The following is a 24,097-nucleotide window of genomic DNA, read 5'->3' as shown; positions in this document are numbered from 1 at the left end:
CTCCATTCAACATGGCATTTACGCATAAACTTAACAAGCATAACCATCAGACCTCTCACAGGGAGCCTCACTGACTTAGGCCGCTTGACCCACCAAATGCCAAAGCGACTTAAGCCTGCCTAAAAACCTGTAAGAACTGGTTCGTGTTTTTGAGTAACACCCACCTCATCTCTGGCTACTGCGCAAGATTCTGCCACTGGCTTTCGTTTAGCCTGCGGCCATATCTCTAACCGCCAATCCCGCGCATGGGATTAATTTACGCATCTCCAGAAAAGCGACACGCCGCCCGCCTGGACATGACTTGTATACCGAGCAGGAAGCAGAGGAACCAGGATGTTCTCCCCAGCCAACGAAACCCAGTTCATACTTGAGATTCCCGGCGTCTCTCATGATTTTCAGGTGCTGGAATTTGCAGGGCGGGAAGCATTGAATACCGCCTTCCGTTTCGATATTGAATTGATCAGCGAAAGACCCGACTTCGATCTTGAATCCTTACTCAACCAGCCTGCCTTCCTGACACTGGACCAGACGGGTACAGGCTTCAATGGCCTGATTCACAGCGCCGAACAAGGCGAGTCCGGTAAACGCATGACGCGCTATCGTGTCACGCTCGTGCCACGCGTTCATTATCTCTGCCATCGGCATAACCAGCGTATCTTCCAGCACCTTAACGTGCCCGATATCATCGCCACCGTTCTGAAAGAACATGGCATTCTTTCCAATGCCTTTCGCTTTCAGTTGGGCTCAGCCTATCCCGAGCGTGAATACTGTGTTCAGTACGATGAGACTGATCTGCATTTCATCAATCGGCTTTGTGAAGAAGAAGGTATTCATTACCACTTTGAGCATACCCAGACTGAACACATTATGGTCTTTGGTGATGATCAGACTTGCTTCCCCAAGCTGAACCCTGCGCTCTTCCAACAGGACACGGGACTGGTTGCAGATCATCAGGTCATACGAAAGTTTGCAGTCCAGGTTGAAACACGGACATCCAAGGTCAGCCGCCGGGACTATAACTTTGAAAAACCCAAGCTCACCATGGAGGCTTCCCAGACTGGCGAGGCGGCGCCAGAGCTGGAAGATTATGACTACCCTGGCGCGTTCATGGACCGTGCCCGCGGCAAGCAGTTAAGCCAGCGTGCCTTGGAAAGGCATCGCTCGGATTACCAGATCGCCCGCGGTAAAAGTGACCTGCCGACGCTTTTCTCTGGTCACTTCATGCCTCTGACCGAACATCCGCGCAGTGAATGGAACGATCTTTGGTTACTCACCGAAGTAATACATGAAGGCAAACAACCCCAAGTATTAGAAGAATCCATATCCTCGCATGTAGATGACAAGGATGGCTTTCAGCAGGGCTATCGCAACTTCTTTACGGCAGTGCCTTGGGACACGATCTTCAGACCAGCCCTGAAGCACCCTAAGTCAAAAATCCTGGGTAGCCAGACCGCAATTGTCACAGGCCCGGCTGGAGAAGAAATCTACTGCGATCAATACGGCCGCGTCCGCGTGGAATTCCATTGGGATCGATTGGACCAGATGAACGAGCACAGCAGTTGCTGGCTGCGTGTTGCCAGCAACTGGGCCCATGAAGGCTATGGGGCCGTCACGATTCCCCGAATCGGAATGGAAGTACTGGTAACCTTTCTAGAAGGTGACCCAGACCAGCCGCTCATTACAGGCTGCCTGCATCACGCCGCAAACCTGGTGCCGTACAACCTGCCCGCCAACAAGAGCCGGACAGTCTTCAAGACCAGAAGCACGCCTGGCGGCAACGGTTTCAATGAGCTGCGAATCGAAGATAAAGCCGGTGCGGAGCAGATCTACGTACACGGTCAGCGCGACATGGACATTGAAGTGGGCAATTGTGAAACCCACTCCGTAGGGGTTGACCGGACCAAAACCATAGGTCAGGACGAAACGGTAGTCATTGGTCAGAACCGCATGCGCATCGTCAAGGTGGATGACCAGCTGCTGGTAGGCGGCTCGAAGGTGGATAGCGTCAGTTCAACGTATCTCATTGAGGCAGGTGAAGGTATTCGCCTTGTTTGTGGCAAAAGCGTGTTCGAGATGTACGCCAACGGCCTCGTTAATATTTCCTGTGTTGAATTCAATATCAGCGCCAGCGGCGCAGGCCAGATAAACACTGGTGGCACTCTCGACATCAATGTGCCGGGTGGTAAGGCAGGAGCCTCACCGGAGGGGCAAGGAGTGAAGGCCTCAATCGATGCTCAGATCAATGCTGTATTCCACCCTTCATCAGGTACGAATGGCTCAGGCTCTGCCTCCCAGTAATCCAAATTTCGAGAAATCTCATGAGCTATAAGATCAACGAAGGTATTTTAAAACTACCTGCTGGCTTTCAGGATCGCACCATCAATGTATTCGTTCCGGGAGACACGGCCCCCTTTCCGTTCAGCCTTACGGTTTCCCGAGATACCAAACCCTCGGACGAGGCCCTTGATGATTATATTGACCGACAGGTTGAGCTGATCGCCGCAAAACTTGCCAAGTACAAACCTTTGGACAGAAAGCTGGCGCAGCTATCCATGAACGTCCCCATTCAGGGTATCCAAATTGATTCTCGGTACAAGGCAAGCGGCAAAGACGTATATCAGCGTCAGGCTGCTTTTCCAATGGCACCCGAGCGCGTTCTTGTTTTTACCGCCAGCGGACAAGCACCGTTTACATCAGAACAGGATGCACTGTGGGTAGAGCTTTTAAGTAATTTTATTCCGTCTCGTTAACTCGTGAAGCGGAATCAATAAGCATCATCAGGTTTGCTTCGCACGGCGAAAGACAATCCGTGTGACAGGGAGAAGTCAAATGTACGAAGCCGCTCGCATTGACGATGAGATCGTCCATACAAGCGCGTTAGGCGGTTTTCTTGCCGGAGCGGCGATAGGTATTGCCCTTGTAGTAGGAGTAGCGGTAGCAACCGCTACTTGCGGCTTTGGTGTTGCCCTGATGGCGGGCGTACTGGCTGGCTTTGGCGGAGCAGCACTGACTGCGCTCGGCGAAACGATCGGACGATCAATGAGTACCCCCGCCGGAGGGATTGTTTCCGGCTCGCCCAATACCTTTATCAACGGTCTAGCGGCTGCGCGCGTTGAGGCGGACACCGGCGTCTGTGAGAAGCATAGCAAGCCCCCGCAAATTGCCCAAGGCTCAGCCAAGGTCTTCATCAACGGTTTTCCCGCTGCCCGTAAAGGAGATCAACTCACCTGTGGTGCAACGATTGACTCGGGTTCTCCTAATGTAAATGTTGGAGCCGAAACTCAGACCTATCTGCCTATAGATGACGAAGTACCAGCATGGTTACGTACCACAGTTGATGTTCTGATGGCACTCGGTGGCGGTATAGGCAGCCTTGTGAAAATGGCAGCCAAGAATGGCTTGAAAGCCGTTATGCCCTGCGCGCTCAAGTTTGCAGCCACCTTTGCCGCTTCCGAGGCGTTTACACGGGCAGTAGCGGCCCCAGTATTGACGCGTGCTTTCGGCGCACTGTTTGGTCACCCGGTTGACGCGGTAAATGGCCGTAAACTACTGCTGGAAGACAGTGAGATCGATTTTACGCTTCCCGGCCTGCTGCCTATCCATTGGGCACGCTTTTACGCCAGCGACATCGAGCGTGAGGGTATTCTCGGGCGCGGCTGGGTAATGCCCTGGGAGCAAAGCCTACGGCGCGAGAGGGATCGTCTGGTTTTACGCGATAACCAGGGCCGGGAAATTCCGCTCGAACTACTAAATCCTAATGAGCGAGTCTTCTATCCAGCGGAGCAGTTTACGATCGTTTGTACTGAGGGCGGCCATTATCTATTGCAGACCCTCGACTGTACATTTCTCTATTTTGGCGATCTACCAGAGGATGGCACGCCCGCTCCGCTCAAACGCATCGAGGATGCTCACGGTAATTACCTGGCGCTTACGTATCGAGAAGGTCGGCTTACCGATATCCACTCAAAGAGTATGGTACGTATCCATCTCTGCTACAACGAAGCGGGTAACCGCTTGGTGCGTGTAGAGCGTATCGAGGATTGCAAGCCGGTAGAAACCCTTGTTCGCTATGCTTACGATGCGCAGGATCAACTCATTGGCGTCACTAATCGCAATGGTGCTACCAGCCGACGCTTTGCCTATGACCACGGCCTCATGGTCGCGCATGAAAATGCCCTAGGTTTGGTGTGTCATTATCGGTGGGGCAAACTCCCAGACGGCAGCCTGCGAGTAGCAGAGCATTGGACCAGTGATGGTGAGCGCTACAGCTTCAGCTATGATCTGACAGCTCGTACGACATACATTATTGATACCTTAAATCGCAAAGCCATTATTCATTACGATGAAAGCCGTCGTGTCACTTTTGCCCAAGACTTTAGCGGTGAGCAATACCACATTGGCTTAGATGAGTCAGGCAGCATAACGGGTGTGACGCTGCCCGACAGCAATACGCTAGCGTTCGAGTACGATCAGTTTTCAAGACTAGTCAAAGACACCGATCCTATCGGTCGCTCGACGGTATATACCTATCATCTCAATACTGAATTCCTTACCTCACTGACGAGGCCCGATGGCAGCGCACTTAGCTGGGAATACGATGAGGCAGGTAGCTTGCTGGCTCAGACGGATGAGCTTGGCGCAATCACTCGCTATCTTAGTGCCGATAATGGCCTACCCCATACCGTAACGGATGCCTTAGGCAACAATACTTATTACTGGTGGAACGCCCTTGGCCAAGTTACTCGGTATCAGGACTGCTCAGGCAACCACACCCACTATGCCTACGGTGAACACTTACATCTTGCGGCAGTAACCGACGCGCTCGGCCAAACCACCCGACTGCATCGCAAACCCGACGGCGAAGTCCTCCGGGTCGAGCATCCTGACGGCAGTATAGATTCCTATACCTATAATGCGCTTGGGCAGCTACTTACCCATACTGATGCTGATAAGCGAACAACAAGCGTCACTCGTAATGCTCGCGGCCTACCCGTAGAGCGCAAGGACGCCAAAGCCCAGCGGGTTCGCTACCACTATGATCAGGCGCTGCGTCTGGCTGCCCTGGTAAACGAGAACGGGGCGGCCTATCGTTTCGCCTATGACTCTGCCGACCGCTTGATTGAAGAGGTCCGTATAGACGGACTACGCCGCCGTTTCCACTACAACGTATCCGGCGCACTGGTCCGCATGGATGAGCATACCGCTGACCAGGCGGGACTAGGTCAGACACGCTCAAGCGAATTTGAGCGCGACGCTATAGGTCGTTTGCTCAGCAAAGTAACTCGGGATGCTCGCCTGGATTACACCTATGACGAAATGGATCGGGTCGTAGCCATCGAACGGCAGCCCAGCGAGCACGGTAAAGCGCTGGGCATACGGCCGGATTTTCTTAGCTTCAGCTACGACAACGCTGGCCGCCTGGTAGAAGAGCAGTCAGCCTTGGGCGCACTAAGTTACACCTACGATGCGTTAAGCAACCTTACTCAGCTCAGCCTGCCGGATGGCCGCACACTCAATCACCTCTATTATGGCAGCGGCCATCTGCACCAACTGAACCTCGACGGCTTGCTGATCAGCGACTTCGAGCGTGACGCCCTACACAGGGAGACCTTGCGTACCCAAGGCAGCCTAACCAGCCGCTTTGGATACGACAGCTTTGGCCGTAAGCGCTGGCAAGCGGCCGTTGAGTTGCCGCATGAACAGCTCTCGCAACTCAACGCGCAAAAAAACAGCCTGCTCGGCCATCCTGAACATCCCGCCACGTTGATTCATCGTCGCTATGAGTACAGCAAGGCAGGCGAGCTCCTGCGGCAGATCGATAAGCACCGTGGTGCTACGGATTACAAATACGATGCCATTGGTCAACTGCGTAGCCGCGAACCACACCACCCTCAGCTCGGTAATGAGGACTTCGGCTACGACCCTGCCGGCAACCTGAGCGCCTCTCAAGCCTTGAGCCCAGACAACCGCCTCAAGGCCTGGAAAGACCTGCGCCTCACCTACGATGCCTGGGGTAACGTGAGCGAGCGGCACAGTTCAAATGGTTATCAGCGTTTTACCTACGACTGCGAAAACCGCCTGGTTAAAGCCGAAACCTATCGCGGCCATGACTCGCTCAGCCAAGCCAGCTACGAATACGATTGCCTTGGCCGCCGTATTGCCAAGCATGTCCTAACAGAGAACAAAACCGAAACGACCCGCTTCATCTGGCAAGGCCTGCGCATGCTGCAGGAGCAAAAAGCGGATCTGTACAGCCTGTATATCTACGAGCAAGGCAGCTACGCCCCGCTTGCCCGGTTAGATACTGATCCGAGCCAGCCTGATCAAAAGCCTAAGCGCTACTATTTTCATACCGACCAGATCGGTACGCCACTTGAGGTCACGGACGATAGCGGACGAATGGTATGGCGCGCCTACTATAGGGCCTGGGGAGCATTGGAGGCCCTAACGCCGAGAGAGATCGAGCAGAACCTGCGCTTTCAGGGACAGTACTACGACGCCGAAACGGGCCTGCACTACAACACGTTTCGTTATTACGATCCGGCTGTAGGCCGCTTTACAGCGCAAGATCCCATAGGGTTGCTTGGCGGAATTAACCTCTATAATTATGGTGACAATCCGGCCGTTTGGATTGATCCTACAGGACTCACCTGTTCCAGTGATGCTCGTAAATTAGCTTCAAACCTAGGACCTAAGCCCATCGGCGGTGGGCAGTATGATGCTCATCACATAATTATGTCTAATTCAAAAGATTGGCGAATGGTTGCCTTGCGCAAAAAAATGGAAGACTTAGGCATCGATATCAATTATAGAAAGAACGGTATTTGGCTGCCAAACACTAGCAAAGCACGAGTACCTGGAACTACAACTACTGCCCACAAAGGCGAAGGGGTTCATAGCAACATTTATAAACAATATGTCTACGATAAACTTATCAATAGAGCTGATAAAAAGTCTTTCCTTACCGAACTTTCGGAAATAAAGTCAAGCCTTAACAAAGGGATGGTATTTAACAAATGATTATTAATGAAACAGAAGTGGCTGACGCTCTTTTAGAAATCAAAGAAATCTTAGCTTCCACTGAGATTAGACCTACTATATTTGATCCTGAGCAAGATGATCTGATTTGGTCGAAATCTTTGCCATTTTTCCCAATACCATTTTTTAATGAGTCTAGGGGAATCAAAACTACTTCTATATTAAAAAGAAAACCAAAAACTCTAAAAAACGTCTACGCGGCAAGAATTACGAAAGAGGGATTCCCTTCTAATATCTTTGACTTCGGCGGACATGGTCGTATAGTTTCCGAGTACATATCCTATCAAAAGGGAGACTCAATTATCACTATCCAGTATGACGATATGGAGGAACCCATCCGTATTTTCAAAGTAAATAAAAAAAACGGAAAATATACATCATCTATAGAATTAAATGAAGATGGAGAATATACGTTCGAGAAATATATTTATTCCGAAGATATAATCTCTGAGGCACTTGTCTGCGGAACAAATCATTTAAAACCATATGCAAGAAAAAAGATTACTTACAACTCAAAAGGCAGCATAGAAAACCTGTATCATGTGTTTAATGGCGAAAAAATATATACATTTAAAGCCAGCTAAATTTACATATTAATTAAACTAATAACACAGCGTGAGAGAGAGTTAAAATAAATAATACATGCAAGATATTCATGGCAGTTGTATATTTTCACATAAATTCGAAACACACTTTTTTCCTTAGTGTATGACACGATTTGGGTTAAAGGAAAAATTTATAATAAATAGTAGTAAACCCAAGCCAGCTACGAATACGACTGCCTGGACTGCCGTATCGCCAAGCATGTTTCTGTAGAGAGCAAGACCGAAACGACCTACTTCCTCTGGCAGGGCCTGGGGTGCACTGGAAGCGCTGGCACCGAGGGAAATCGAGCAGAACCTGCGCTTTCAAGGACAGTACTACGATGCTGAAACGGGTCTGCATTACAATACGTTTGTTATTACGATCCACTGGCGTGGACGATTTACGAGCTTTTTGAGGCTTATGATCGCTTAATGACATTAAAGTATATGTACGCTTATGCAACGGGACTCATATTCTTAGTAAAAATGTAACGCCTGTACAAGCAGTTAACCTTGTAGAAAATTGGCTAAGGAGGCAGGGTTGAGATGAATTTTTTAGACATTAAAGAAAAAATCGAAGCAGATAGCTTTTACGAATCGATTTTTGTAGATAGAGACTGGAATACTGCATTAGATGCCAGAGACCATGAAGAATTTGAATCCGCCTGGTCCTCGGCATTTAAAGAAATAAGAACAATAAATCCAGATGAAAATTTCGAATTTTCATCACTTAGAGAAATAGCATTTAAAAATACTTTTAAGTTAACTCAAAACTCAGAGCTAGCAGGGTATGCATCTGATGATATTGGTCTAATCTCTGAAGCAGCCTTTAATAAGATCGAAAATCATTTTATTGAAAGATTATGGGCTAGCTACATGGCAGGCATTTTTCCGACGCACCCTCTATTTGATTTATAGTCCACAATGATAAATTTACAGCTAGAAAATATATAATTAAATAGTTAAGCCTTCGTTTTTTTATAAAATACTTATAGACTGCAAATGAGTAAAATCAAGACAGTAAAGAGAATTGTCCCAACCTCGGACTTAAATAAACATTGTGGTATCACGCTTGGTGGTAGCCAAGCGAAAGTAGAGGCTTGGCCAAAAAATCCTGACCACTTACCGCTTACATTGGTTATGAGTATAAACTGCTCTCTAGCTAGACTTTATTTCTTACCGGACACTATTCCAAACAATGGAATAATCTATATTTTCTCGACCTATCACCCGAGCGAATACTTTCTAGACTTGATAAGCACCTCTGGTAGCATTGAGGATTTACAATTTATTAGTAATGGATACACTCAAGTTATACATAGCGAAGACCTAGAAGCAGAACTTATAAAATCGGAGACATATACTATACCTGAGACATACACCAAAATTGTTGACGAGCATTTTGAGGTGGATGATTTTGTAGTTTGTTCCATGATAACAAGCGAAACCCCAAAACAACTTTCCCTAGAAAAAGACATTGCCAAAAATTACAATGTTGCGCTACAAATTTACTCCTCTGACTTTCCAAGCCCTTATAAAGATATATTCTATCTTACCGACGCAAATGCTTACCTACTAATTCCTAAAGCACAGTCACCAACCACTCTCAAAGGGGTATTTTTTATATCTCCATCTTAATCTTTATTTATAAACTTCAGCATTAGAGATATGGGAAAATAATATCTTTCAAAAATTGGCCAAAATAAATGACCGGTTTTAGAGAACCGGCCATTTAGCACACTCATCATGTAGCTATTTAATTGGTTACTATTCCCGAGCATCCAGCACAATCTTGCCTCGCGTATGGCCTGCCAGGCTTCTCTGTAGCGCATCAGCTGCCCTGGACAAGGACATGGTTTCTACTTCCATGTTAAGTGCTCCCCGGTTAAATAAGTCGGCAATCTGTGCTAGTTGCTTCCCGTCTGAACGGGTAGCGAAGCGTTTGCCTGTTGCTCCTATGCTACGAGCAGCCTCTTCACTCGGCGCGCTGACGGGTGACACCAGCACACCGCCCTTTTTTAACACTGACCAGGAGCGGGCTTGAGTTTCGCCGCCTACAAGGTCGATTACGATATCTATATCCGAAACGACTTTCTCAAAGGCTTCATGGCGGTAATCAATGAGTTGCGTAGCGCCTAGTGCATGTAGGTAATCATGATTATGGGCAGATGCCGTCGCGATGACTTCAGCGCCAGCTATACGAGCCAACTGTACGGCCAAGCTGCCAACCCCGCCCGCCGCTCCCTGGATCAGGACACGTTGGCCTGCCTTAATGGCGGCATGCTCATGCAAGGCTTGCCAAGCCGTCAAGGCTGCCGCCGGCACACCGCTTGCCTCTAGCAATGAAAGGCTGTTGGGCTTTAAGACCAAACGGTCGGCATCCGCTACGGCCTGGGTGGCGTACCCACCTGTAATACCGATAAAGCCAAAAACCTCGTCGCCCAGGCTGAATGTGTCTACGCCTTCACCTAATGCGATAACCGTTCCTGCGACTTCAACCCCTGGCGTATAGGGTAACGGTAAGGGGATAAACTGCTTCATGGCACCGGAGAGGACTTTCCAGTCGATTGGATTTATTCCGCTGCCAGCTACCTGGATCAACACTTGTCCTTTACTCGGCGTCAGATCAGCTACTTCTTCAAGGCGGAGTACGTCGGGGTTCCCATATTGCTGTGCACGTATGGCTTTCATGATGATTTCTCTAGCGAAGGGTTGCAAGTTATGCCAGGCCGCTAGCCTGGCATCTGCCATCAGCTACGACGGGCGTCCAGGCTGTACTGGCCAGCCCCAAGAACCACTACTTGAAGAAGCCCACCGGCCATGGCGATATTCTTGAAGAAATGAATGAACTGATTTTGATCAGCCAGATTGTTATGGAAGGCCAGTGCGGTCACTACGCTAAACAAGGCCAGGAACGCAGCCACTGCTCGTGTCTGATAGCCGAGGACCAACACAATACCGCCTACCACTTCAACCAACACGGCAACTCCGAGGGCGACGGCAGGAAACGGCAAACCGACCGACTCGATATAACCCATGATCATGGCAGGCGCAGTAATTTTGGAAATGCCTGAAAGGATGAAGATTGCGCTGATCAATATCCGGCCCAGCAATGCAGTTGTAGCTGCTGAAGCATTGGAAGCGGCTGTATGCGGAGCAGTTTGAACAAGGTTGGCTGACTGTGACATGAGTAGATCCTCATTTAGGACGCATCACCATGATGTGTCTCGATGGGGAGAAGTCTGCCTGTGGTTTGCTATTCGCAATAGCCGATTAATTTAGACCATTAGATTCGATTTAATCGAACATAATCTGTAGGCCTAACTCTTCTGAGCTTCAAGGTGTGAAGCTCAGGAGATAGCGGGGGCTAGTAGTCTCTGAGTAGGCTCAGAAAAGACAATGCCCGCTCCGAATGGCATCCGGGCGGGCATCAGGATAACGCGATGATGTTTACACAGTGGCTTTTAAACGGATTCGTGTTTCCGGTAACGGGATGAACTCATGCTCTCCAGGTACGCCTGGAAAACGCTGTAAACGCCAGTCTTCGGCAGCTTGCTCGATGCGCTCACGGCGGCTCGATACAAAATTCCAGAAGATATGTCTCTTTTCAGGAAGCGGCTCCCCTCCCAGCAAGATCAACCGAGTCAGTCCCGTTGCACTTAGTACAATCTCGGTTTCTGGTTTGAAGATAACCAGCTGGTCCCGGCCGAAGCGACCATCCTGCCCACTCACCGTAACCTCACCGCTTACGACGTAGATGGCCCTTTCGACATGTTCTTTATGGATGCGATAGCGCGCTCCGGCCTCCAGTACCACGTCGGCGTAGAACAGATCAGAAAACGTGCGTGTAGGTGCCTGTTTATCATGCAACGCGCCAGCTAGTACCCTGACGGTAACCCCCTCGTCCTCTATTACAGGAATCTCTCCTGCGCTGACATGTTGAAAGCCTGGGTCAGCCTCTTCATGGGCTACTGGTAGGGCTAGCCATGACTGAAAGCCGAATACCGTACCGCCTGTTTGGCGGACCGCGTCGGTGCTGCGCTCGGAGTGAACAATTCCTTTACCTGCCGTCATCAGGTTGATTTCGCCCGGCCGTATGGTCTGGACATAGTGCTCGCTGTCGCGATGCAGCATCTCGCCGTCCAGCAGGTAAGTCATGGTCGACAAACCAATATGCGGATGGGGCCGTGTATCAAGCCCCTCGCCTGCCTTGAAAACGGTTGGTCCAAAGCTGTCCAGAAAAATGAAGGGGCCTACGGTACGTCGCTGTGCAGAAGGTAAGGCGCGGCGTACTTTAAAGCCATCACCCAAGTCTCTCACGGCTGGCAGGATGAGATGCTCAATAGCGGATGCAGAACTCGATAACGTCATGGTTGCGGGCCTCGCAGGGCATAGGTGCAATCGGCGGATTGCAGGCAAAAGACTTCACTCGGAAGTGATTACCAGGCCAGACTAAAACAGATGGGCGTTCAGCAAAATCCAGATAATATGCATTAAAACGTTCGAGGAATTCGAAATGATGTCTGATCCCGGTACGCCTACGCTGGACCAGTTGCGTGTCTTTCTTACTGTTGTTGAGGTGGGGAGTTTTGCCGGGGCTGCTCGTAAGCTACACCGGGCTACGTCTGTTATCAGCTATACCATTGCTAACCTTGAGATGCAGTTGGGCGTGACTCTTTTTGATCGCAAAACTACTCGTAAACCTCAGCTGACAGACGCGGGGCGAACGGTATTAGCCGAAGCGCGCATGGTATATAGCGGCATCAATGGACTGCGTGCCAAGGTAAAAGGACTCCTGCAAGGTCTTGAAGCCGAGATCCATCTGGTGCTGGATGTCATGTTGCCCAGTGCGCGGGTAGTAGATGCCTTGAAGGTATTTCGAGAAACCTTTCCCACGGTTTCCCTCCATCTTCATATAGAAGCATTAGGCGCCGTCACGCAACGGGTACTGAATCGAGGCGCTGCGCTGGGCGTCAGCGGTCCTTTGATCACTAACCTTGACGGTCTGGAGCGGATTGCAGTGGGCAGCGTTGACCTGGTGCCGGTTGCAGCACCCAGCCATCCGTTAGCTTCAGCCAGCGTCAACGCTCCTGGCGCTACCCGTGAGCATGTTCAGCTGGTCCTGACGGACCGCTCCACACTAACCGAGGGGCAGGAATACGCCGTTATGAGCGCCCGCACCTGGCGTCTGGCTGACCTTGGTTCCAAACACATGCTACTCAAGGAAGGTATTGGCTGGGGAAACATGCCGCAGCCCATGGTAGAGAGTGATATTGCCGAAAATAGGCTGGTATTACTGGATTTGCCAGATTGCCCTGGTGGCACGTACGACTTTACCGTAATTTATCGTACCGATTCACCGCCTGGCCCTGCTGCCACATGGTTAATTGAGCGCTTCAAGGCACAGGCCGCACAAAACCTTTGATCGCTACTGTTCGATTTTATCGAACGAACCGGTCGATATTAGCTGGCTATTTTCGAATCTTGAGCCATGCGAAAGTTTCTCCACTGCGGCACTGGCCGCTTATTCCACTCAGGAGACGTCACATGGCTAAGGTTCTGGTTCTGTATTACTCCTCTTACGGTCATATCGAGACCATGGCTGAAGCCGTAGCAGAAGGCGCGCGTGCGGCAGGCGCTGACGTAGATATCAAACGTGTCCCTGAAACGGTACCGGAAGAGATCGCCAGGAGTGCGCATTTCAAGCTTGGCCAAGCAGCACCGGTAGCAACCATTGCCGATCTTGAGCATTACGATGCGATCATTGTGGGCACAGGGACCCGCTTTGGCCGGATGAGCAGCCAGATGGCCGCGTTTCTGGATCAAGCAGGCGGCTTATGGGCACGCGGTGTATTAAATGGCAAAGTGGGCGGTGCCTTTACGGCCTCAGCTACACAGCACGGCGGCCAGGAAACGACCCTTTTCTCCATCATCACCAACTTGTTGCACTTCGGCATGACAATTGTGGGACTCCCCTACAGCCATCAAGGGCAAATGGGTGTTACAGAGGTGGTAGGTGGCGCACCATATGGCGCTACTACCATCACAGCGGGAGACGGCTCACGTCTGCCGAGCGAAACAGAGCTTGAGGGTGCGCGGCACCAGGGTGAATTAACGGCGAGAACCGTTATCAAGCTGTTCGGCTGAGCAGCGCTTTTGTTCTTCACTTACATAATCAGGAGACCGCAATGCGCACTGCAACCGAACTGCTGCAACAACACTTCGAGACATTCGTAGCCAATCAGCCCCAATGGCAAACCTTGATTGCGGATGATCTTTTATGGGAGCTTCCCTTTGCCCCGTCACTAGGGCATCCCGCACAACTGGCGGGGCGTGAAGCGGTGCTTCATCACGTAGGCTGGTTCGTTGGTGCGGTAGAGCAGTTCCGCTTTTATGACCTTAGAATTCATGCCTCGGATAGTCCCGATGAAGCGAGTGCGGAAGTAAAGGCGGAAGGTATTATTACGGCAACGGGTAGGACGTATCGTCAGGACTATGTGCTGTTCGTTCGCGTGAAGGATGGAAAGATTGCATTCATTCGCGAGTACTTTGATCCGGTCAGAGCTGCACTTGCACTTGAGGCTCCCATACCGGGTTTTGAGGTGATCAGTGCTGATTAAAGAGCTTTTGCGTTCATAATGCCTCCGTACGCTGTGCTTTTCAGGCAGACCTACCAGACAGGATGCTTACCATGCGTGGTCAGAATTATGCGGAACTCCAGGCATTCGTGGCGATTGCTGAACGTGGCAGTTTCGTTCGGGCTGCTGAAGAGTTGCAGGTATCCCCTTCTGCACTTAGCCAGACGATACGTAGTTTGGAAGAGCGCATGGGGGTGCGCCTCTTCAATCGCACGACACGCAGCGTAAGTCTGACCATTGCCGGCGAGCACCTGCTTGAGCGGCTTAGACCCGCTCTACAGGAGGTGGCAAGCGCTGTAGAGAACGCCTGTTTATTTGGTGAGAAGCCTTCCGGTCGATTACGTGTGCATGCCCTTCGGTTGGCCTCACGTGTTTTTCTTGAGCCAATCTTCCAGCCTTTCTCGGAGGCCTATCCCGAGATTGAACTGGATGTCGTGCTGGACGATCGACCCGTGGACATCGTTGCAGAGGGATTCGATGCTACCTTGCGCCTGGGCGAGCTGATCGAGCAGGACATGGTGGGGATCAAGCTGGGGCCAGAACTCCGGCAGATTCCAGCCGCCTCGCCGAGTTATCTTGAGCAGTACGGGTATCCAGAAACGCCGTATGACTTGGAAAATCACCGCTGTATCAATTGGCGCTGGCCAGGCCAGATCCATCCGTATCGCTGGGAGTTCAAGCGTGATACTGAGTGGTTCGCCATAGCCGTCAAAGGCCCGCTCATCGTCAACGATCAGCGTGTTGCCATTGAGGCTGCAGTCAACGGCGTGGGTATCGCCTTTTGGTTGGAAGACCAGATGGAGCCCTTTATCAACGCTGGAACATTGGTCCCGCTACTCCAGGAATGGTGCGCGCCGTTTGATGGTTTTTATCTGAGTTACCCTCGTCAGCGCCAACAGCTGGCCTCACTACGGGCATTTATCGATTTTCTGAAAAAAGACTCCGCGCGCAGGCGTTGACGAACCAGCACATGACCATTCACGGCCAGTGAAGCCTTTGCCGGCATTTGAATTTAGCTAACCGACACTAATACGTGTTATGTCTACCGTAGAAGTGGCCGTCCTCTGCGGCCCTTTCATTCCTACCCCATCTACCTCTCGATTATTTAGCCCTCCTTCATAAGGCATGAAGAAACGAGGCGATTATCACGCCGGGCAAACTCGATATCGTGATCTCGACTTCAACCACAGCCGCTTACGGCGTTTGATACTTGAGGAGAGACATGATGACTACAACTCCCGTACAAGAACTTGAAGGTAAAGTCGCCATCGTCACCGGTGCAGCGGGTGGAATCGGCGAAGCTGTAGCCACACTGTTTGCTGAGCGTGGCGCATCTGTTGTTGCCGAGGACATCAAGCCATCCGTTGTCGAGCTTGAACAAAAATCAGAGCGCATCGCTGCGCTGGTCGGTGATGTAGCGGATGAAGCAACTGCGCAACGCGCCGTTGCCCTTGCCATGGAGCGCTTTGGCAAGGTTGATATTCTGGTCAATAACGCTGCGATTATCCTCAACATAAACGTTACCGATATGTCTGTCGCGCAGTGGGACAAGGTCATGAACGTCAATGCACGCGGCATGTTCCTGCATGCTCGTGAGGCGATGCGCGTCATGATCGATAACAAGCGCGGCGCCATCGTCAATGTAGGCTCCTATGCCTGTCAGGTAGCGTTTCCTACCATTGGCGCCTATGCCGCGTCGAAAGGTGCGGTTGCTCAGCTCACCAAGGTTCTCGCGCTTGAAGGCGCGCCGCATAACATTCGGGCCAACGTTGTAGCCCCTGGCGATGTGGAGACTGGCATCCTCGATGACATCATGCCTGATGGCCGCGCCTTCCTGCGTGAGCATGCCACTAACGCCCCGATTGGCCGTGTTGCCCAGCCGAGAGAAATCGCTGAAGTAATTGCCTTTGTGGCCTCCGATCGCGCCAGCTTCATGACCGGCTCGGTTGTCATGGCAGACGGTGGCTACACCACCGTTTGAGTCCTTTCGTACGCGTGCTGCTCTATCAGGGCAGCAGGCCCTGGATGACTACGGAGACCTCCCTATGTCTCAGTTTACCAATATCGCTTTCATTCGCGCCCGGTCGGGTAAGACAGAGGTGCTGGGCCAGCAGCTGATGTCATTAATAGCACCCTCACGCCATGAACCGGGTTGCCTCGCCTATACGGTTCATCAAGGTCGCGACGAGCCGAACGAGTGGTTTATCCACGAGGTCTGGCGCTCTCCAGAAGACCTCGCCGCTCACCTTGAGCGGCCTTATGTAAAAGCCTTTCTGGCGCAGCTCCCAGCACTTATGGACGGTGAGATTGACATGCGGGCTTTTCAGTTGATCGATCTGGAGCCTGCATAACCCCGTTCTCAACATGACAGGAGAGATCCTATGAATCAGACAGCACACTCCCCCGTATGGTTTGTGACAGGCTGCTCCACTGGGTTTGGCCGTCACATTGCGGAATATGTACTGGCGCAGGGTTACCGTGTAGTGGTAACGGCACGCAAGCCCGAGCAGTTAAAGGACCTTCAAAATAAAGGTGAGGCCCTGGTGCTGCCGCTGGATGTTACAGACCCGCGTCAGGCAAAGATCGCCATTGAGTCAGCCGAAGCTGCTTTCGGCGCTGTAGATGTGCTGGTGAATAATGCCGGCGTTGGGTATTTCGCTTCAGTGGAGGAAAGCGATCTCAACCAGGTACGCCAGATGATGGATGTTAACTTTTATGGTGTTGCGAATATGCTTCAAGCCGCGTTGCCTGGTATGCGCCAACGGCGGCAGGGCATCATCGTCAATCTGACCTCCATCGGCGGGCTCTGCGGCTTTCCTGCGGTAGGATACTACTGCGCCAGCAAATTCGCCGTTGAGGGATTATCAGAAACACTCCGCCAGGAAGTGGCGCCGTTAGGCATTCATGTCATGACGGTAGAGCCCAGTGCGTTTCGTACGGAGTGGGCAGGGTCAGCGCATGAAACGCCGCACACCCATGAAGACTATACACCGACAGCCGGTGCAGCTATCGAAGCCTATCACCAGTCGATTGGCAGGCAATCTGGCGATCCCGCCCGAGCCGCCGCAGCCATTTTTAAAGCAGTTGAAAGCCAGGAAAAACCGGCACGCCTACTGCTGGGCAATAGCGCATTCGAGTGCGCCTTAGGCAAGTTAGATGAACTTGCGCGAGATTTTGGAGACTGGGAGGCCGTTTCGCGCGGTGCCGACTATCCCGGCTGATAGATGACCTTTTGTTTGTTCACCTTGCGAGGAATGAACCATGAATCGATTTGACAAAAAAGTCATTGTTATTACAGGCGGAGGCTCTGGCATCGGCGAAGCAGCGGCCCGCCGCTTTCTTTCAGAGGGCGCTTCGGTTGTTCTCTCTGGACGAAACGCTGAACGCCTTGAAGCAGTAGCCGATGGATTTTCTTCTGACCGGGTAATGACCGAGGTGGCAGATGTGTCGCAACGCGAAGCGTGCGACCGACTGGTCGATCATACTGTGGAACGGTTTGGTCAGTTAGACGCAGTTATTAATGCGGCAGGTATGAATCTGGTCGGCAGCATCAGCGAAACCAGTGATCATCATTGGCGAGCCTGTATGGGCACGGATCTGGATAGCGTGTTTTATATCAGCCGTCGTGCAGTGCCACATCTGGCTCGTGCAAAGGGGGTCATAATCAATGTCGGGTCCGTTTCTTCATTGGGTGGCGGCTGGTCGCATGCTGCCTACTGTGCAGCCAAAGCAGCCGTAGCCAACCTTACACGCTCCATCGCCTGTGATTATGGCAAATATGGAGTCCGGGCTAACACGGTGTGTCCCGGTCTTACCCTTACCGGCATGGTAGAAAAGATCATGGATGACGAGGCCTTGCTTGAAAAGGCGTGGGAGCGTATTCCCTTGCGCCGTGCAGCGAAACCGGAAGAAATTGCCGCCGCCATTGCCTTCCTGGCCAGCGAAGAGGCCGCTTACATTACAGGCGTAACGCTACCTGTGGATGGAGGACAAACCGCCACCGATGGCGGGCCTGAATGGGGCAAGTAAGCACTATTAAAAAGGCATCATGTTCTGAAGTCACTAGCTTCCTTCAGAGCATGATGCCGAAATGTTTAACTGGCTTTCCCGTCCTAAAGTCCCTAGTCGGGATAGCATCATATTGATACCAAAGCGGATTATGCCTTTCGCCTGAATTGCCCAATGTGCTTGGCCGGCGATACGCCAAAAAAGCGGCTGTATTCCCGGCTGAACTGCGAGGGACTCTCATAGCCCACTCTGTAACAGGTGCTGGTCACATCCAGACCTTCGGACATCATCAGCCGATGCGCCTCGTTCAAGCGTAACTGCTTCTGATACTGCAAGGGACTCATGGCGGTAACCGCCTTGAAACGATGGTGAAACGCAGATGTACTAAGGTTTACGTGCTTGGCTAAGGCATCGATACTGAGCGGCTCGCAAAAGTGGTTATTCAACCAATCAATCGCACGCGCCACCCGCTGGGCCTGGCTATCCCCAAACGCCACTTCATACAGACGATGCCCGTGCTTACCTTTAAGCAATCGATAGTAGACTTCCTTTATCGCCATGGGCGCAAGCATGGGAATGTCATCTGGAGACTCCAGCAACCGCAACAGGCGCAGCATAGTGTCCAGAATGGACGGATCAATCTGGTCCAGAAACAACCCGCGCTCCGCCGGGCGATCAGGGACAGCGATCGGGCTGGCATCTGAAACCAGCTGAGCGATTTCGCAAGGGTCGAGATCGAGACGAAGACACAGATACGGTTTATCGCTGGTCGCTTCGATCACCTTGCCTGCCAGCGGCAGGGTAACGGAAACCACCAGGTAGTGAAGCGGATCGTAGCGGTAGCATTCTTCCGCCAGCTGAACTTCTTTTGCTCCTTGCACAATGATGCAAAGACCTGGCTTATGAACAGTATGGATGGTCTGTGTCGGCTGATCGCTACGAATCAGATGCAGTGGCTGAATGGCAGTTGGGTGGACACCAAAGTCAGGAGCAAAGCGCTCAACGATACGGACCAGCTCAACGCGACGGGACGTCATAGAGTCCAACGCTTCAGCGTACTCGCTTGCAAGGCTCGTCATCTTGCGGTTCTCCTGCGCAGTAGCCAGTCAGGGATTTAGCCGAAATCAGGTATGTATGTTTTAGCAGCCTGCGCATCGCGAGGAAAGTAATCACTGCTCAGCGTTCGGTATGGACACCATCACCACATGACTCACGCCTCAAATCGTTACGCTCAGGTTAACGATCTGACGGTGAGGTTGATTGAAGGTCCGCCTGAGGAGGTCTAGCGTGAGACCACGACAGCGGACTTCGTGGAGTCATCATGACAATAACCTCTCCTCCACCTCAATGGTCGCGGCGGCGCACCGAAAAGCAGCGGCGAGTCGCCCAGGCAAGTGCCTATGCCGAAGGCGCGGTCATCCGAACCGATCGGATCGTTGAAGCCCTTGAAGCGCTGATTGCTCCCGGTGATCGCGTGGTGCTGGAAGGCAACAATCAGAAACAGGCTGACTTTCTGTCTCGCTCATTGGTAAAGGCCGATCCTGGCAAGCTCCATGATCTGCACATGATCATGCCAAGCGTAGGGCGCGCCGAACACCTGGATCTGTTTGAGCGCGGTATCGCCCATAAACTGGACTTCTCCTTTGCCGGCACACAGAGTCTGCGTATCAGTCAGCTGCTCGAAGACGGACTGCTGGAAGTGGGCGCTATCCATACCTATATCGAACTCTACTCACGGCTGTTGGTGGACTTGATTCCCAACGTTGTGTTGTCCGCTGGCTTCAAGGCAGATCGCCACGGGAATATTTATACCGGCGCCAGCACCGAGGACACACCCGCCCTTATCGAAGCAGGTGCCTTTAGCGATGGCATCGTCATCGTCCAGGTCAACGAACTGGTGAACGACACAAGTGAGCTGCCCCGCGTGGATATCCCTGCCTCGTGGGTCGACTTTGTAGTGGTGGCGGACAAGCCCTTTTACATCGAACCTCTGTTTACCCGAGACCCTCGCCATATCAAGCCCGTCCATGTGCTCATGGCAATGATGGCAATCCGTGGGATCTACGAGAAGCATAACGTGCAATCGCTCAATCACGGGATTGGCTTCAATACGGCTGCGATTGAACTGATCCTGCCTACATACGGTGAACGCCTGGGTCTCAAGGGTAAGATCTGTCGTAACTGGACGCTCAATCCGCATCCCACGCTGATTCCGGCGATTGAAAGCGGCTGGGTAGAAAGCGTGCATTGCTTCGGCACCGAACTGGGCATGGAAAACTACATCGCAGCCCGGCCGGACGTGTTCTTTACCGGGCGCGATGGCTCCATGCGCTCCAATCGAATGATGTGCCAACTGGCAGGCCAATACGCCGTTGACCTGTTCATTGGCGCAACGCTGCAAGTGGATGGTGATGGACACTCCTCCACCGTAACACGTGGACGTTTGGCCGGTTTTGGGGGCGCACCCAACATGGGACATGATCCTCATGGCCGTCGCCACGGCACACCCGCATGGCTCGACATGCGAGTGGAGGAAGGTCCGACCGCCATGCTTGAGCGTGGCCGTAAACTGGTGGTGCAGATGGTCGAGACCTTTCAGGAAGGTGGCAAACCCACGTTCGTCGATAGGCTCGATGCCGTCGATGTAGCCAAGAAAAGCAACATGCCGCTGGCACCGGTGATGATCTACGGTGACGACGTTACTCACCTGTTGACGGAGGAAGGTATTGCCTACCTCTACAAGACCCGCTCTCAAGAGGAGCGTCGGGCATTGATTGCAGCGGTTGCGGGTGTGACTGATATCGGTTTACGCCACGATCCTAAACGATCCGAGCAGATGCGCCGTGACGGCCTGCTGGCTCTGCCGGAAGACTTGGGTATTCGCCGTACCGATGCTACACGTGAACTCCTGGCAGCCAAGAGTATTGCCGATCTTGTCGAGTGGTCAGGCGGCCTCTACACCCCTCCAGCCAAATTCAGGAGTTGGTAATGCGTACCTTGATCGCGGTACCCCTTCCCTCCTCCATCGCCGGGCAGCTGGCGGATCTGGCGGTGCACGTCCTTATCGACGAGGCAGATCTTTCGCCCAAGCCTGGCTTGGTCGATCGCCGCAGCAATGGTGCCCATTCAGACCTGAACCTGGGGTTGATGCACAGCTCGGCCTATGCACTGCGGCAAACCTTTCAAGACATGGCGGAAGCCGCCAGTGCTGCGAAGGACTTGGACCAGTCCTTGCGCGAGACGCTGGGTCAGCTGGGCCGCAAGGGCGAAAGTGTCATGTTGGAAACCACTGGTGGAGTCAATACGCACCGTGGCGCGATCTGGGCCCTGGGCCTGCTGACTGCTGCTGCGGCATTTAAGCCGGAACACTGTTCTCCTGCGGACGTGGCTCACCGCGCTGCTCTGCTGGCGCGGCTGCCTGATCGGTTTGCGCCTGAGGTACAGAATAGTCATGGTCTCAGGGCCTGCGCCCGATACGGTCTTCCCGGCGCCCGTGAACAGGCGCAAGCGGGGTTCCCAGCTGTGGTAGGGCATGGTTTACCACAACTGTTGAAGAGCCGGGCGAAAGGCGCCGGAGAGCAGAATGCGCGGCTGGATGCCCTTATCGCCATCATGGTCGTTTTACCGGATACCTGCATCCTGCATCGGGCGGGCCTTGAAGGCTTGGATGCGCTTCAACAAGGCGCGCAGGCAGTCCTTGCGCAGGATGGCAGCGCAACCCTGGCGGGCAGACGCGCGTTGCGCCAACTGGACGACGCGTTACTACGCCTGAATGCGTCCCCAGGTGGTGCTGCCGATCTGCTGGCCGCCACGCTGTTTCTTGATCGCCTGGAATCCTGCCTGCAGAGGAGCGCTATCTCATGGAAACCTTAACGTTTGAATTTCCGGCCGGCCAGCCCTCTCAGGGTAAAGCCCTGGTGGGCTGTGTTGGCTCGGGAGACCTGGAGGTGCTGCTGGAGCCCGGCGAGGCAGGCACGCTCACGTTGAATGTCGTGACATCAGTGAATGGCAGTGCGGCGCGCTGGCAAAACCTGTTCGAGCGGATGTTTCGTGAGCAGACGCCGCCGGCGTTAAATATCGAAATCCACGACTTTGGTGCGACGCCCGGCGTTGTGCGCTTGCGTCTTGAGCAGGGATTGGAAGAACTACAGCTGGAAGGAGCGCGCCATGACTGATACCGCACGCCTACTCCAACCTCGCAGTTTCATTGAATTGGGTGCCCGGCAGCGGGCTCGCGCCCTGCTTGATCAGGGCAGCTTCCGCGAATTGATCGGCCCGTTTGAACGCATGATGTCGCCTTGGTTACCCAAGCAGGGCATCGTGACGCAAGCGGATGATGGCGTAGTCATTGCCAAGGGTACGATTGACGGCCAGCCTGCTGTAATTGCTGCCATTGAAGGCGCTTTCCAGGGTGGAAGCATGGGTGAAGTGGGCGGAGCCAAGATTGCTGGTGCTCTGGAGCTGGCGGCTGAAGACAACCGTAACGGTATCCCAACCCGCGCCGTGCTTTTGCTGGAGACCGGTGGCGTACGTCTGCAGGAAGCCAACCTGGGACTGGCCGCTATTGCTGAAATCCAGGCGGCTATCGTCGATCTCCGAGAGTATCAACCGGTCGTGGCCGTTATCGCCGGCCCCGTTGGTTGTTTTGGTGGTATGTCTATCGCTGCCGGATTGTGCAGCTATCTGATCGTGACGCAAGAGGCACGGCTGGGCCTTAATGGTCCTCAAGTCATCGAGCAGGAAGCGGGAATCGAAGAATATGACTCTCGGGATCGCCCCTTCATCTGGAGCCTGACCGGGGGTGAGCAGCGCCACGTGACGGGTCTTGTCGACGCCTATGTGCCCGATGATACCGAAACGATCCATGCGCAGATTCGTACCTGTTTCAGACAGGGTAAGCCTGCGCTCGAACGTAGCCGGCGGTACGCCTGGTTTCTTGACCGCCTACACCGTCTTGAACCCGAACAACCCATCGAGGCGGTAACCGTCCGCAACCTATATGCCGCGGGCGATGAAGGAGGTGTGAAATGACCCTCTCTACACGTGGACTGATCTGGTTCAACGCACTTTCACCTAATGCGAAATCCTTTGAGGGTTTGCCCGCCTCGTTGAAGGTTGGCGATACAACACTAGGCAGCTTACCGGCTCGCGTGATTGCAGTGGTCCCCGATGAGCAAAACCCCTTTCCCCGCGCTCGCCACGGTGAGGTGGGGCTGCTCGAAGGCTGGGGCCTGGGTCAGATCATTGATGAAGCCATAGAAGCCGACCGCGATCACGATACCAAACGCGCACTGGTCGCCATCATTGACGTACCAAGCCAGGCGTATGGCCGCCGTGAGGAAGCACTGGGTATCCACCAGGCCCTAGCAGGTGCAGTGGATGCGTATGCACGCGCTCGGCTCGCAGGCCATCCGGTGGTGGGTCTGATTGTGGGCAAGGCGATGTCCGGTGCGTTTCTTGCTCATGGCTATCAGGCCAACCGCCTTGTTGCGCTGCGCGATCCCGGTGTTGAGGTGCATGCAATGGGCAAGGCATCAGCAGCACGCATCACCCTGCGCAGCGTCGACGAGCTGGAAGCGTTGGCGGCAAATATTCCTCCCATGGCATACGACCTCGATAACTATGCCTCGCTGGGCCTTTTGTGGGAGACGCTATCGGTCGAGCGCATCGAACGTCCTACCGAAGGCGATATCAACCGGGTAAGCGAATGCCTGCAACAGGCCGTGGCCGATATTGCGGCAGGATCACATGATCTACGTGGCCGCCTGGACGCCCCAAACCGCAGCGCGTCGCGACGGGTAAGGGAAAAGCTATTGGAGCAATGGTGAC

At 52.9% G+C, this 24,097-nt stretch carries 23 protein-coding genes and 1 pseudogene; 20 read left to right on the top strand and 4 right to left on the bottom strand.

Annotated features, from left to right (window positions below):
• The first annotated feature begins 333 nt into the window (after positions 1-333).
• From JQR90_RS20275 to JQR90_RS20245, 7 genes and pseudogenes are all read left to right on the top strand, one after another.
• Positions 334-2,298: a type VI secretion system tip protein VgrG gene (locus JQR90_RS20275; RefSeq protein ID WP_010798998.1), complete on the top strand. Its 1,965-nt coding sequence runs from the start codon at positions 334-336 to the stop codon at positions 2,296-2,298.
• 20 nt (positions 2,299-2,318) lie between these two features.
• A complete protein-coding gene (locus JQR90_RS20270; RefSeq protein WP_010798997.1) occupies positions 2,319-2,750 on the top strand; it encodes a DcrB-related protein in 432 nt (143 codons plus the stop codon).
• 79 nt (positions 2,751-2,829) lie between these two features.
• Entirely contained in the window at positions 2,830-7,020 is a 4,191-nt protein-coding gene (locus tag JQR90_RS20265; RefSeq protein ID WP_073449942.1) for an RHS repeat-associated core domain-containing protein, read from the top strand.
• Positions 7,017-7,622, top strand: coding sequence for a hypothetical protein (locus JQR90_RS20260; protein WP_286790271.1), 606 nt, complete (start codon positions 7,017-7,019; stop codon positions 7,620-7,622). The genes JQR90_RS20265 and JQR90_RS20260 overlap by 4 nt, the downstream gene beginning before the upstream one ends.
• A 265-nt stretch (positions 7,623-7,887) precedes the next feature.
• Positions 7,888-8,009, top strand: a pseudogene (locus tag JQR90_RS20255) (RHS repeat-associated core domain-containing protein); the annotation flags it as partial.
• Between the two features lie 159 nt (positions 8,010-8,168).
• Positions 8,169-8,540 carry a hypothetical protein gene (locus tag JQR90_RS20250; protein WP_010798993.1) on the top strand — a complete coding sequence of 124 codons (372 nt, stop codon included), beginning with the start codon at positions 8,169-8,171 and terminating at the stop codon, positions 8,538-8,540.
• An 84-nt stretch (positions 8,541-8,624) separates the two neighbouring features.
• Positions 8,625-9,260, top strand: a complete 636-nt coding sequence (locus JQR90_RS20245) for a DUF1963 domain-containing protein (RefSeq protein ID WP_010798992.1) — start codon at positions 8,625-8,627, stop codon at positions 9,258-9,260.
• A gap of 129 nt (positions 9,261-9,389) precedes the next feature.
• On the opposite strand, the gene JQR90_RS20240 is transcribed toward JQR90_RS20245, so the two are convergent.
• The 3 genes from JQR90_RS20240 to JQR90_RS20230 form a co-directional block, all read right to left on the bottom strand.
• On the bottom strand, positions 9,390-10,313 hold the full coding sequence (locus tag JQR90_RS20240; RefSeq protein ID WP_112298005.1) for an NADP-dependent oxidoreductase: 924 nt from the start codon (positions 10,311-10,313) through the stop codon (positions 9,390-9,392).
• Between the two features lie 59 nt (positions 10,314-10,372).
• On the bottom strand, positions 10,373-10,810 hold the full coding sequence (locus JQR90_RS20235; protein WP_010798990.1) for a DoxX family protein: 438 nt from the start codon (positions 10,808-10,810) through the stop codon (positions 10,373-10,375).
• A 262-nt stretch (positions 10,811-11,072) separates the two neighbouring features.
• A complete protein-coding gene (locus JQR90_RS20230; RefSeq protein WP_073449938.1) occupies positions 11,073-11,993 on the bottom strand; it encodes a pirin family protein in 921 nt (306 codons plus the stop codon).
• A 145-nt stretch (positions 11,994-12,138) separates the two neighbouring features.
• Between JQR90_RS20230 and JQR90_RS20225 the strand changes: the two genes are divergently transcribed.
• The 8 genes from JQR90_RS20225 (at position 12,139) to JQR90_RS20190 (ending at position 18,289) form a co-directional block, all read left to right on the top strand.
• On the top strand, positions 12,139-13,047 hold the full coding sequence (locus tag JQR90_RS20225) for a LysR family transcriptional regulator (RefSeq protein WP_010798988.1): 909 nt from the start codon (positions 12,139-12,141) through the stop codon (positions 13,045-13,047).
• A 122-nt stretch (positions 13,048-13,169) separates the two neighbouring features.
• The gene (gene wrbA, locus JQR90_RS20220; protein WP_010798987.1) at positions 13,170-13,769 is read left to right on the top strand and encodes an NAD(P)H:quinone oxidoreductase; all 600 of its coding nucleotides are present in this window, start codon (positions 13,170-13,172) and stop codon (positions 13,767-13,769) included.
• Between the two features lie 41 nt (positions 13,770-13,810).
• Entirely contained in the window at positions 13,811-14,242 is a 432-nt protein-coding gene (locus JQR90_RS20215) for a nuclear transport factor 2 family protein (RefSeq protein ID WP_010798986.1), read from the top strand.
• A gap of 71 nt (positions 14,243-14,313) precedes the next feature.
• Positions 14,314-15,219 (top strand): LysR family transcriptional regulator, encoded by a 906-nt coding sequence (locus JQR90_RS20210; RefSeq protein ID WP_010798985.1) that lies wholly within the window; start codon positions 14,314-14,316, stop codon positions 15,217-15,219.
• 263 nt (positions 15,220-15,482) lie between these two features.
• Positions 15,483-16,241, top strand: a complete 759-nt coding sequence (locus tag JQR90_RS20205; RefSeq protein ID WP_073449936.1) for an SDR family NAD(P)-dependent oxidoreductase — start codon at positions 15,483-15,485, stop codon at positions 16,239-16,241.
• 64 nt (positions 16,242-16,305) lie between these two features.
• Positions 16,306-16,611: a putative quinol monooxygenase gene (locus tag JQR90_RS20200; protein ID WP_286790268.1), complete on the top strand. Its 306-nt coding sequence runs from the start codon at positions 16,306-16,308 to the stop codon at positions 16,609-16,611.
• 30 nt (positions 16,612-16,641) lie between these two features.
• On the top strand, positions 16,642-17,481 hold the full coding sequence (locus JQR90_RS20195; protein ID WP_073449934.1) for an oxidoreductase: 840 nt from the start codon (positions 16,642-16,644) through the stop codon (positions 17,479-17,481).
• 40 nt (positions 17,482-17,521) lie between these two features.
• Positions 17,522-18,289, top strand: coding sequence for an SDR family NAD(P)-dependent oxidoreductase (locus JQR90_RS20190; protein ID WP_010798981.1), 768 nt, complete (start codon positions 17,522-17,524; stop codon positions 18,287-18,289).
• A gap of 128 nt (positions 18,290-18,417) precedes the next feature.
• On the opposite strand, the gene JQR90_RS20185 is transcribed toward JQR90_RS20190, so the two are convergent.
• Positions 18,418-19,347, bottom strand: a complete 930-nt coding sequence (locus JQR90_RS20185; RefSeq protein WP_010798980.1) for an AraC family transcriptional regulator — start codon at positions 19,345-19,347, stop codon at positions 18,418-18,420.
• A gap of 239 nt (positions 19,348-19,586) precedes the next feature.
• Between JQR90_RS20185 and mdcA the strand changes: the two genes are divergently transcribed.
• Genes mdcA through mdcE form a run of 5 tightly spaced genes read left to right on the top strand, consistent with a single transcriptional unit; the run spans position 19,587 to position 24,096 of the window.
• Entirely contained in the window at positions 19,587-21,257 is a 1,671-nt protein-coding gene (gene mdcA, locus JQR90_RS20180; RefSeq protein WP_037031107.1) for a malonate decarboxylase subunit alpha, read from the top strand.
• Positions 21,257-22,141, top strand: coding sequence for a triphosphoribosyl-dephospho-CoA synthase (locus tag JQR90_RS20175; protein ID WP_010798978.1), 885 nt, complete (start codon positions 21,257-21,259; stop codon positions 22,139-22,141). The genes mdcA and JQR90_RS20175 overlap by 1 nt, the downstream gene beginning before the upstream one ends.
• The gene (locus JQR90_RS20170) at positions 22,129-22,443 is read left to right on the top strand and encodes a malonate decarboxylase subunit delta (RefSeq protein ID WP_010798977.1); all 315 of its coding nucleotides are present in this window, start codon (positions 22,129-22,131) and stop codon (positions 22,441-22,443) included. The genes JQR90_RS20175 and JQR90_RS20170 overlap by 13 nt, the downstream gene beginning before the upstream one ends.
• Positions 22,436-23,299 carry a biotin-independent malonate decarboxylase subunit beta gene (locus JQR90_RS20165; protein ID WP_010798976.1) on the top strand — a complete coding sequence of 288 codons (864 nt, stop codon included), beginning with the start codon at positions 22,436-22,438 and terminating at the stop codon, positions 23,297-23,299. The genes JQR90_RS20170 and JQR90_RS20165 overlap by 8 nt, the downstream gene beginning before the upstream one ends.
• Positions 23,296-24,096, top strand: coding sequence for a biotin-independent malonate decarboxylase subunit gamma (gene mdcE, locus JQR90_RS20160; protein WP_010798975.1), 801 nt, complete (start codon positions 23,296-23,298; stop codon positions 24,094-24,096). Before JQR90_RS20165 ends, mdcE begins: the two co-directional genes overlap by 4 nt.
• The last annotated feature ends 1 nt before the right edge of the window (position 24,097 follow it).

Source organism: Pseudomonas sp. JZ114 (assembly GCF_051027705.1).
In the GTDB taxonomy this organism is placed as follows: Bacteria; Pseudomonadota; Gammaproteobacteria; order Pseudomonadales; family Pseudomonadaceae; genus Chryseomonas; species Chryseomonas luteola.
This window is presented reverse-complemented; position numbering and strand designations above follow the sequence as displayed.

What these genes read in the sequence shown, in the direction of transcription:
- JQR90_RS20275 (WP_010798998.1), top strand. Translation starts at nt 334, where the DNA reads ATGTTCTCCCCAGCCAACGAAACCCAGTTCATACTTGAGATTCCCGGC.
- JQR90_RS20270 (WP_010798997.1), top strand. Translation starts at nt 2,319, where the DNA reads ATGAGCTATAAGATCAACGAAGGTATTTTAAAACTACCTGCTGGCTTT.
- JQR90_RS20265 (WP_073449942.1), top strand. Translation starts at nt 2,830, where the DNA reads ATGTACGAAGCCGCTCGCATTGACGATGAGATCGTCCATACAAGCGCG.
- JQR90_RS20260 (WP_286790271.1), top strand. Translation starts at nt 7,017, where the DNA reads ATGATTATTAATGAAACAGAAGTGGCTGACGCTCTTTTAGAAATCAAA.
- JQR90_RS20250 (WP_010798993.1), top strand. Translation starts at nt 8,169, where the DNA reads ATGAATTTTTTAGACATTAAAGAAAAAATCGAAGCAGATAGCTTTTAC.
- JQR90_RS20245 (WP_010798992.1), top strand. Translation starts at nt 8,625, where the DNA reads ATGAGTAAAATCAAGACAGTAAAGAGAATTGTCCCAACCTCGGACTTA.
- JQR90_RS20240 (WP_112298005.1), bottom strand. Translation starts at nt 10,313, where the DNA reads ATGAAAGCCATACGTGCACAGCAATATGGGAACCCCGACGTACTCCGC.
- JQR90_RS20235 (WP_010798990.1), bottom strand. Translation starts at nt 10,810, where the DNA reads ATGTCACAGTCAGCCAACCTTGTTCAAACTGCTCCGCATACAGCCGCT.
- JQR90_RS20230 (WP_073449938.1), bottom strand. Translation starts at nt 11,993, where the DNA reads ATGACGTTATCGAGTTCTGCATCCGCTATTGAGCATCTCATCCTGCCA.
- JQR90_RS20225 (WP_010798988.1), top strand. Translation starts at nt 12,139, where the DNA reads ATGATGTCTGATCCCGGTACGCCTACGCTGGACCAGTTGCGTGTCTTT.
- wrbA (WP_010798987.1), top strand. Translation starts at nt 13,170, where the DNA reads ATGGCTAAGGTTCTGGTTCTGTATTACTCCTCTTACGGTCATATCGAG.
- JQR90_RS20215 (WP_010798986.1), top strand. Translation starts at nt 13,811, where the DNA reads ATGCGCACTGCAACCGAACTGCTGCAACAACACTTCGAGACATTCGTA.
- JQR90_RS20210 (WP_010798985.1), top strand. Translation starts at nt 14,314, where the DNA reads ATGCGTGGTCAGAATTATGCGGAACTCCAGGCATTCGTGGCGATTGCT.
- JQR90_RS20205 (WP_073449936.1), top strand. Translation starts at nt 15,483, where the DNA reads ATGATGACTACAACTCCCGTACAAGAACTTGAAGGTAAAGTCGCCATC.
- JQR90_RS20200 (WP_286790268.1), top strand. Translation starts at nt 16,306, where the DNA reads ATGTCTCAGTTTACCAATATCGCTTTCATTCGCGCCCGGTCGGGTAAG.
- JQR90_RS20195 (WP_073449934.1), top strand. Translation starts at nt 16,642, where the DNA reads ATGAATCAGACAGCACACTCCCCCGTATGGTTTGTGACAGGCTGCTCC.
- JQR90_RS20190 (WP_010798981.1), top strand. Translation starts at nt 17,522, where the DNA reads ATGAATCGATTTGACAAAAAAGTCATTGTTATTACAGGCGGAGGCTCT.
- JQR90_RS20185 (WP_010798980.1), bottom strand. Translation starts at nt 19,347, where the DNA reads ATGACGAGCCTTGCAAGCGAGTACGCTGAAGCGTTGGACTCTATGACG.
- JQR90_RS20175 (WP_010798978.1), top strand. Translation starts at nt 21,257, where the DNA reads ATGCGTACCTTGATCGCGGTACCCCTTCCCTCCTCCATCGCCGGGCAG.
- JQR90_RS20170 (WP_010798977.1), top strand. Translation starts at nt 22,129, where the DNA reads ATGGAAACCTTAACGTTTGAATTTCCGGCCGGCCAGCCCTCTCAGGGT.
- JQR90_RS20165 (WP_010798976.1), top strand. Translation starts at nt 22,436, where the DNA reads ATGACTGATACCGCACGCCTACTCCAACCTCGCAGTTTCATTGAATTG.
- mdcE (WP_010798975.1), top strand. Translation starts at nt 23,296, where the DNA reads ATGACCCTCTCTACACGTGGACTGATCTGGTTCAACGCACTTTCACCT.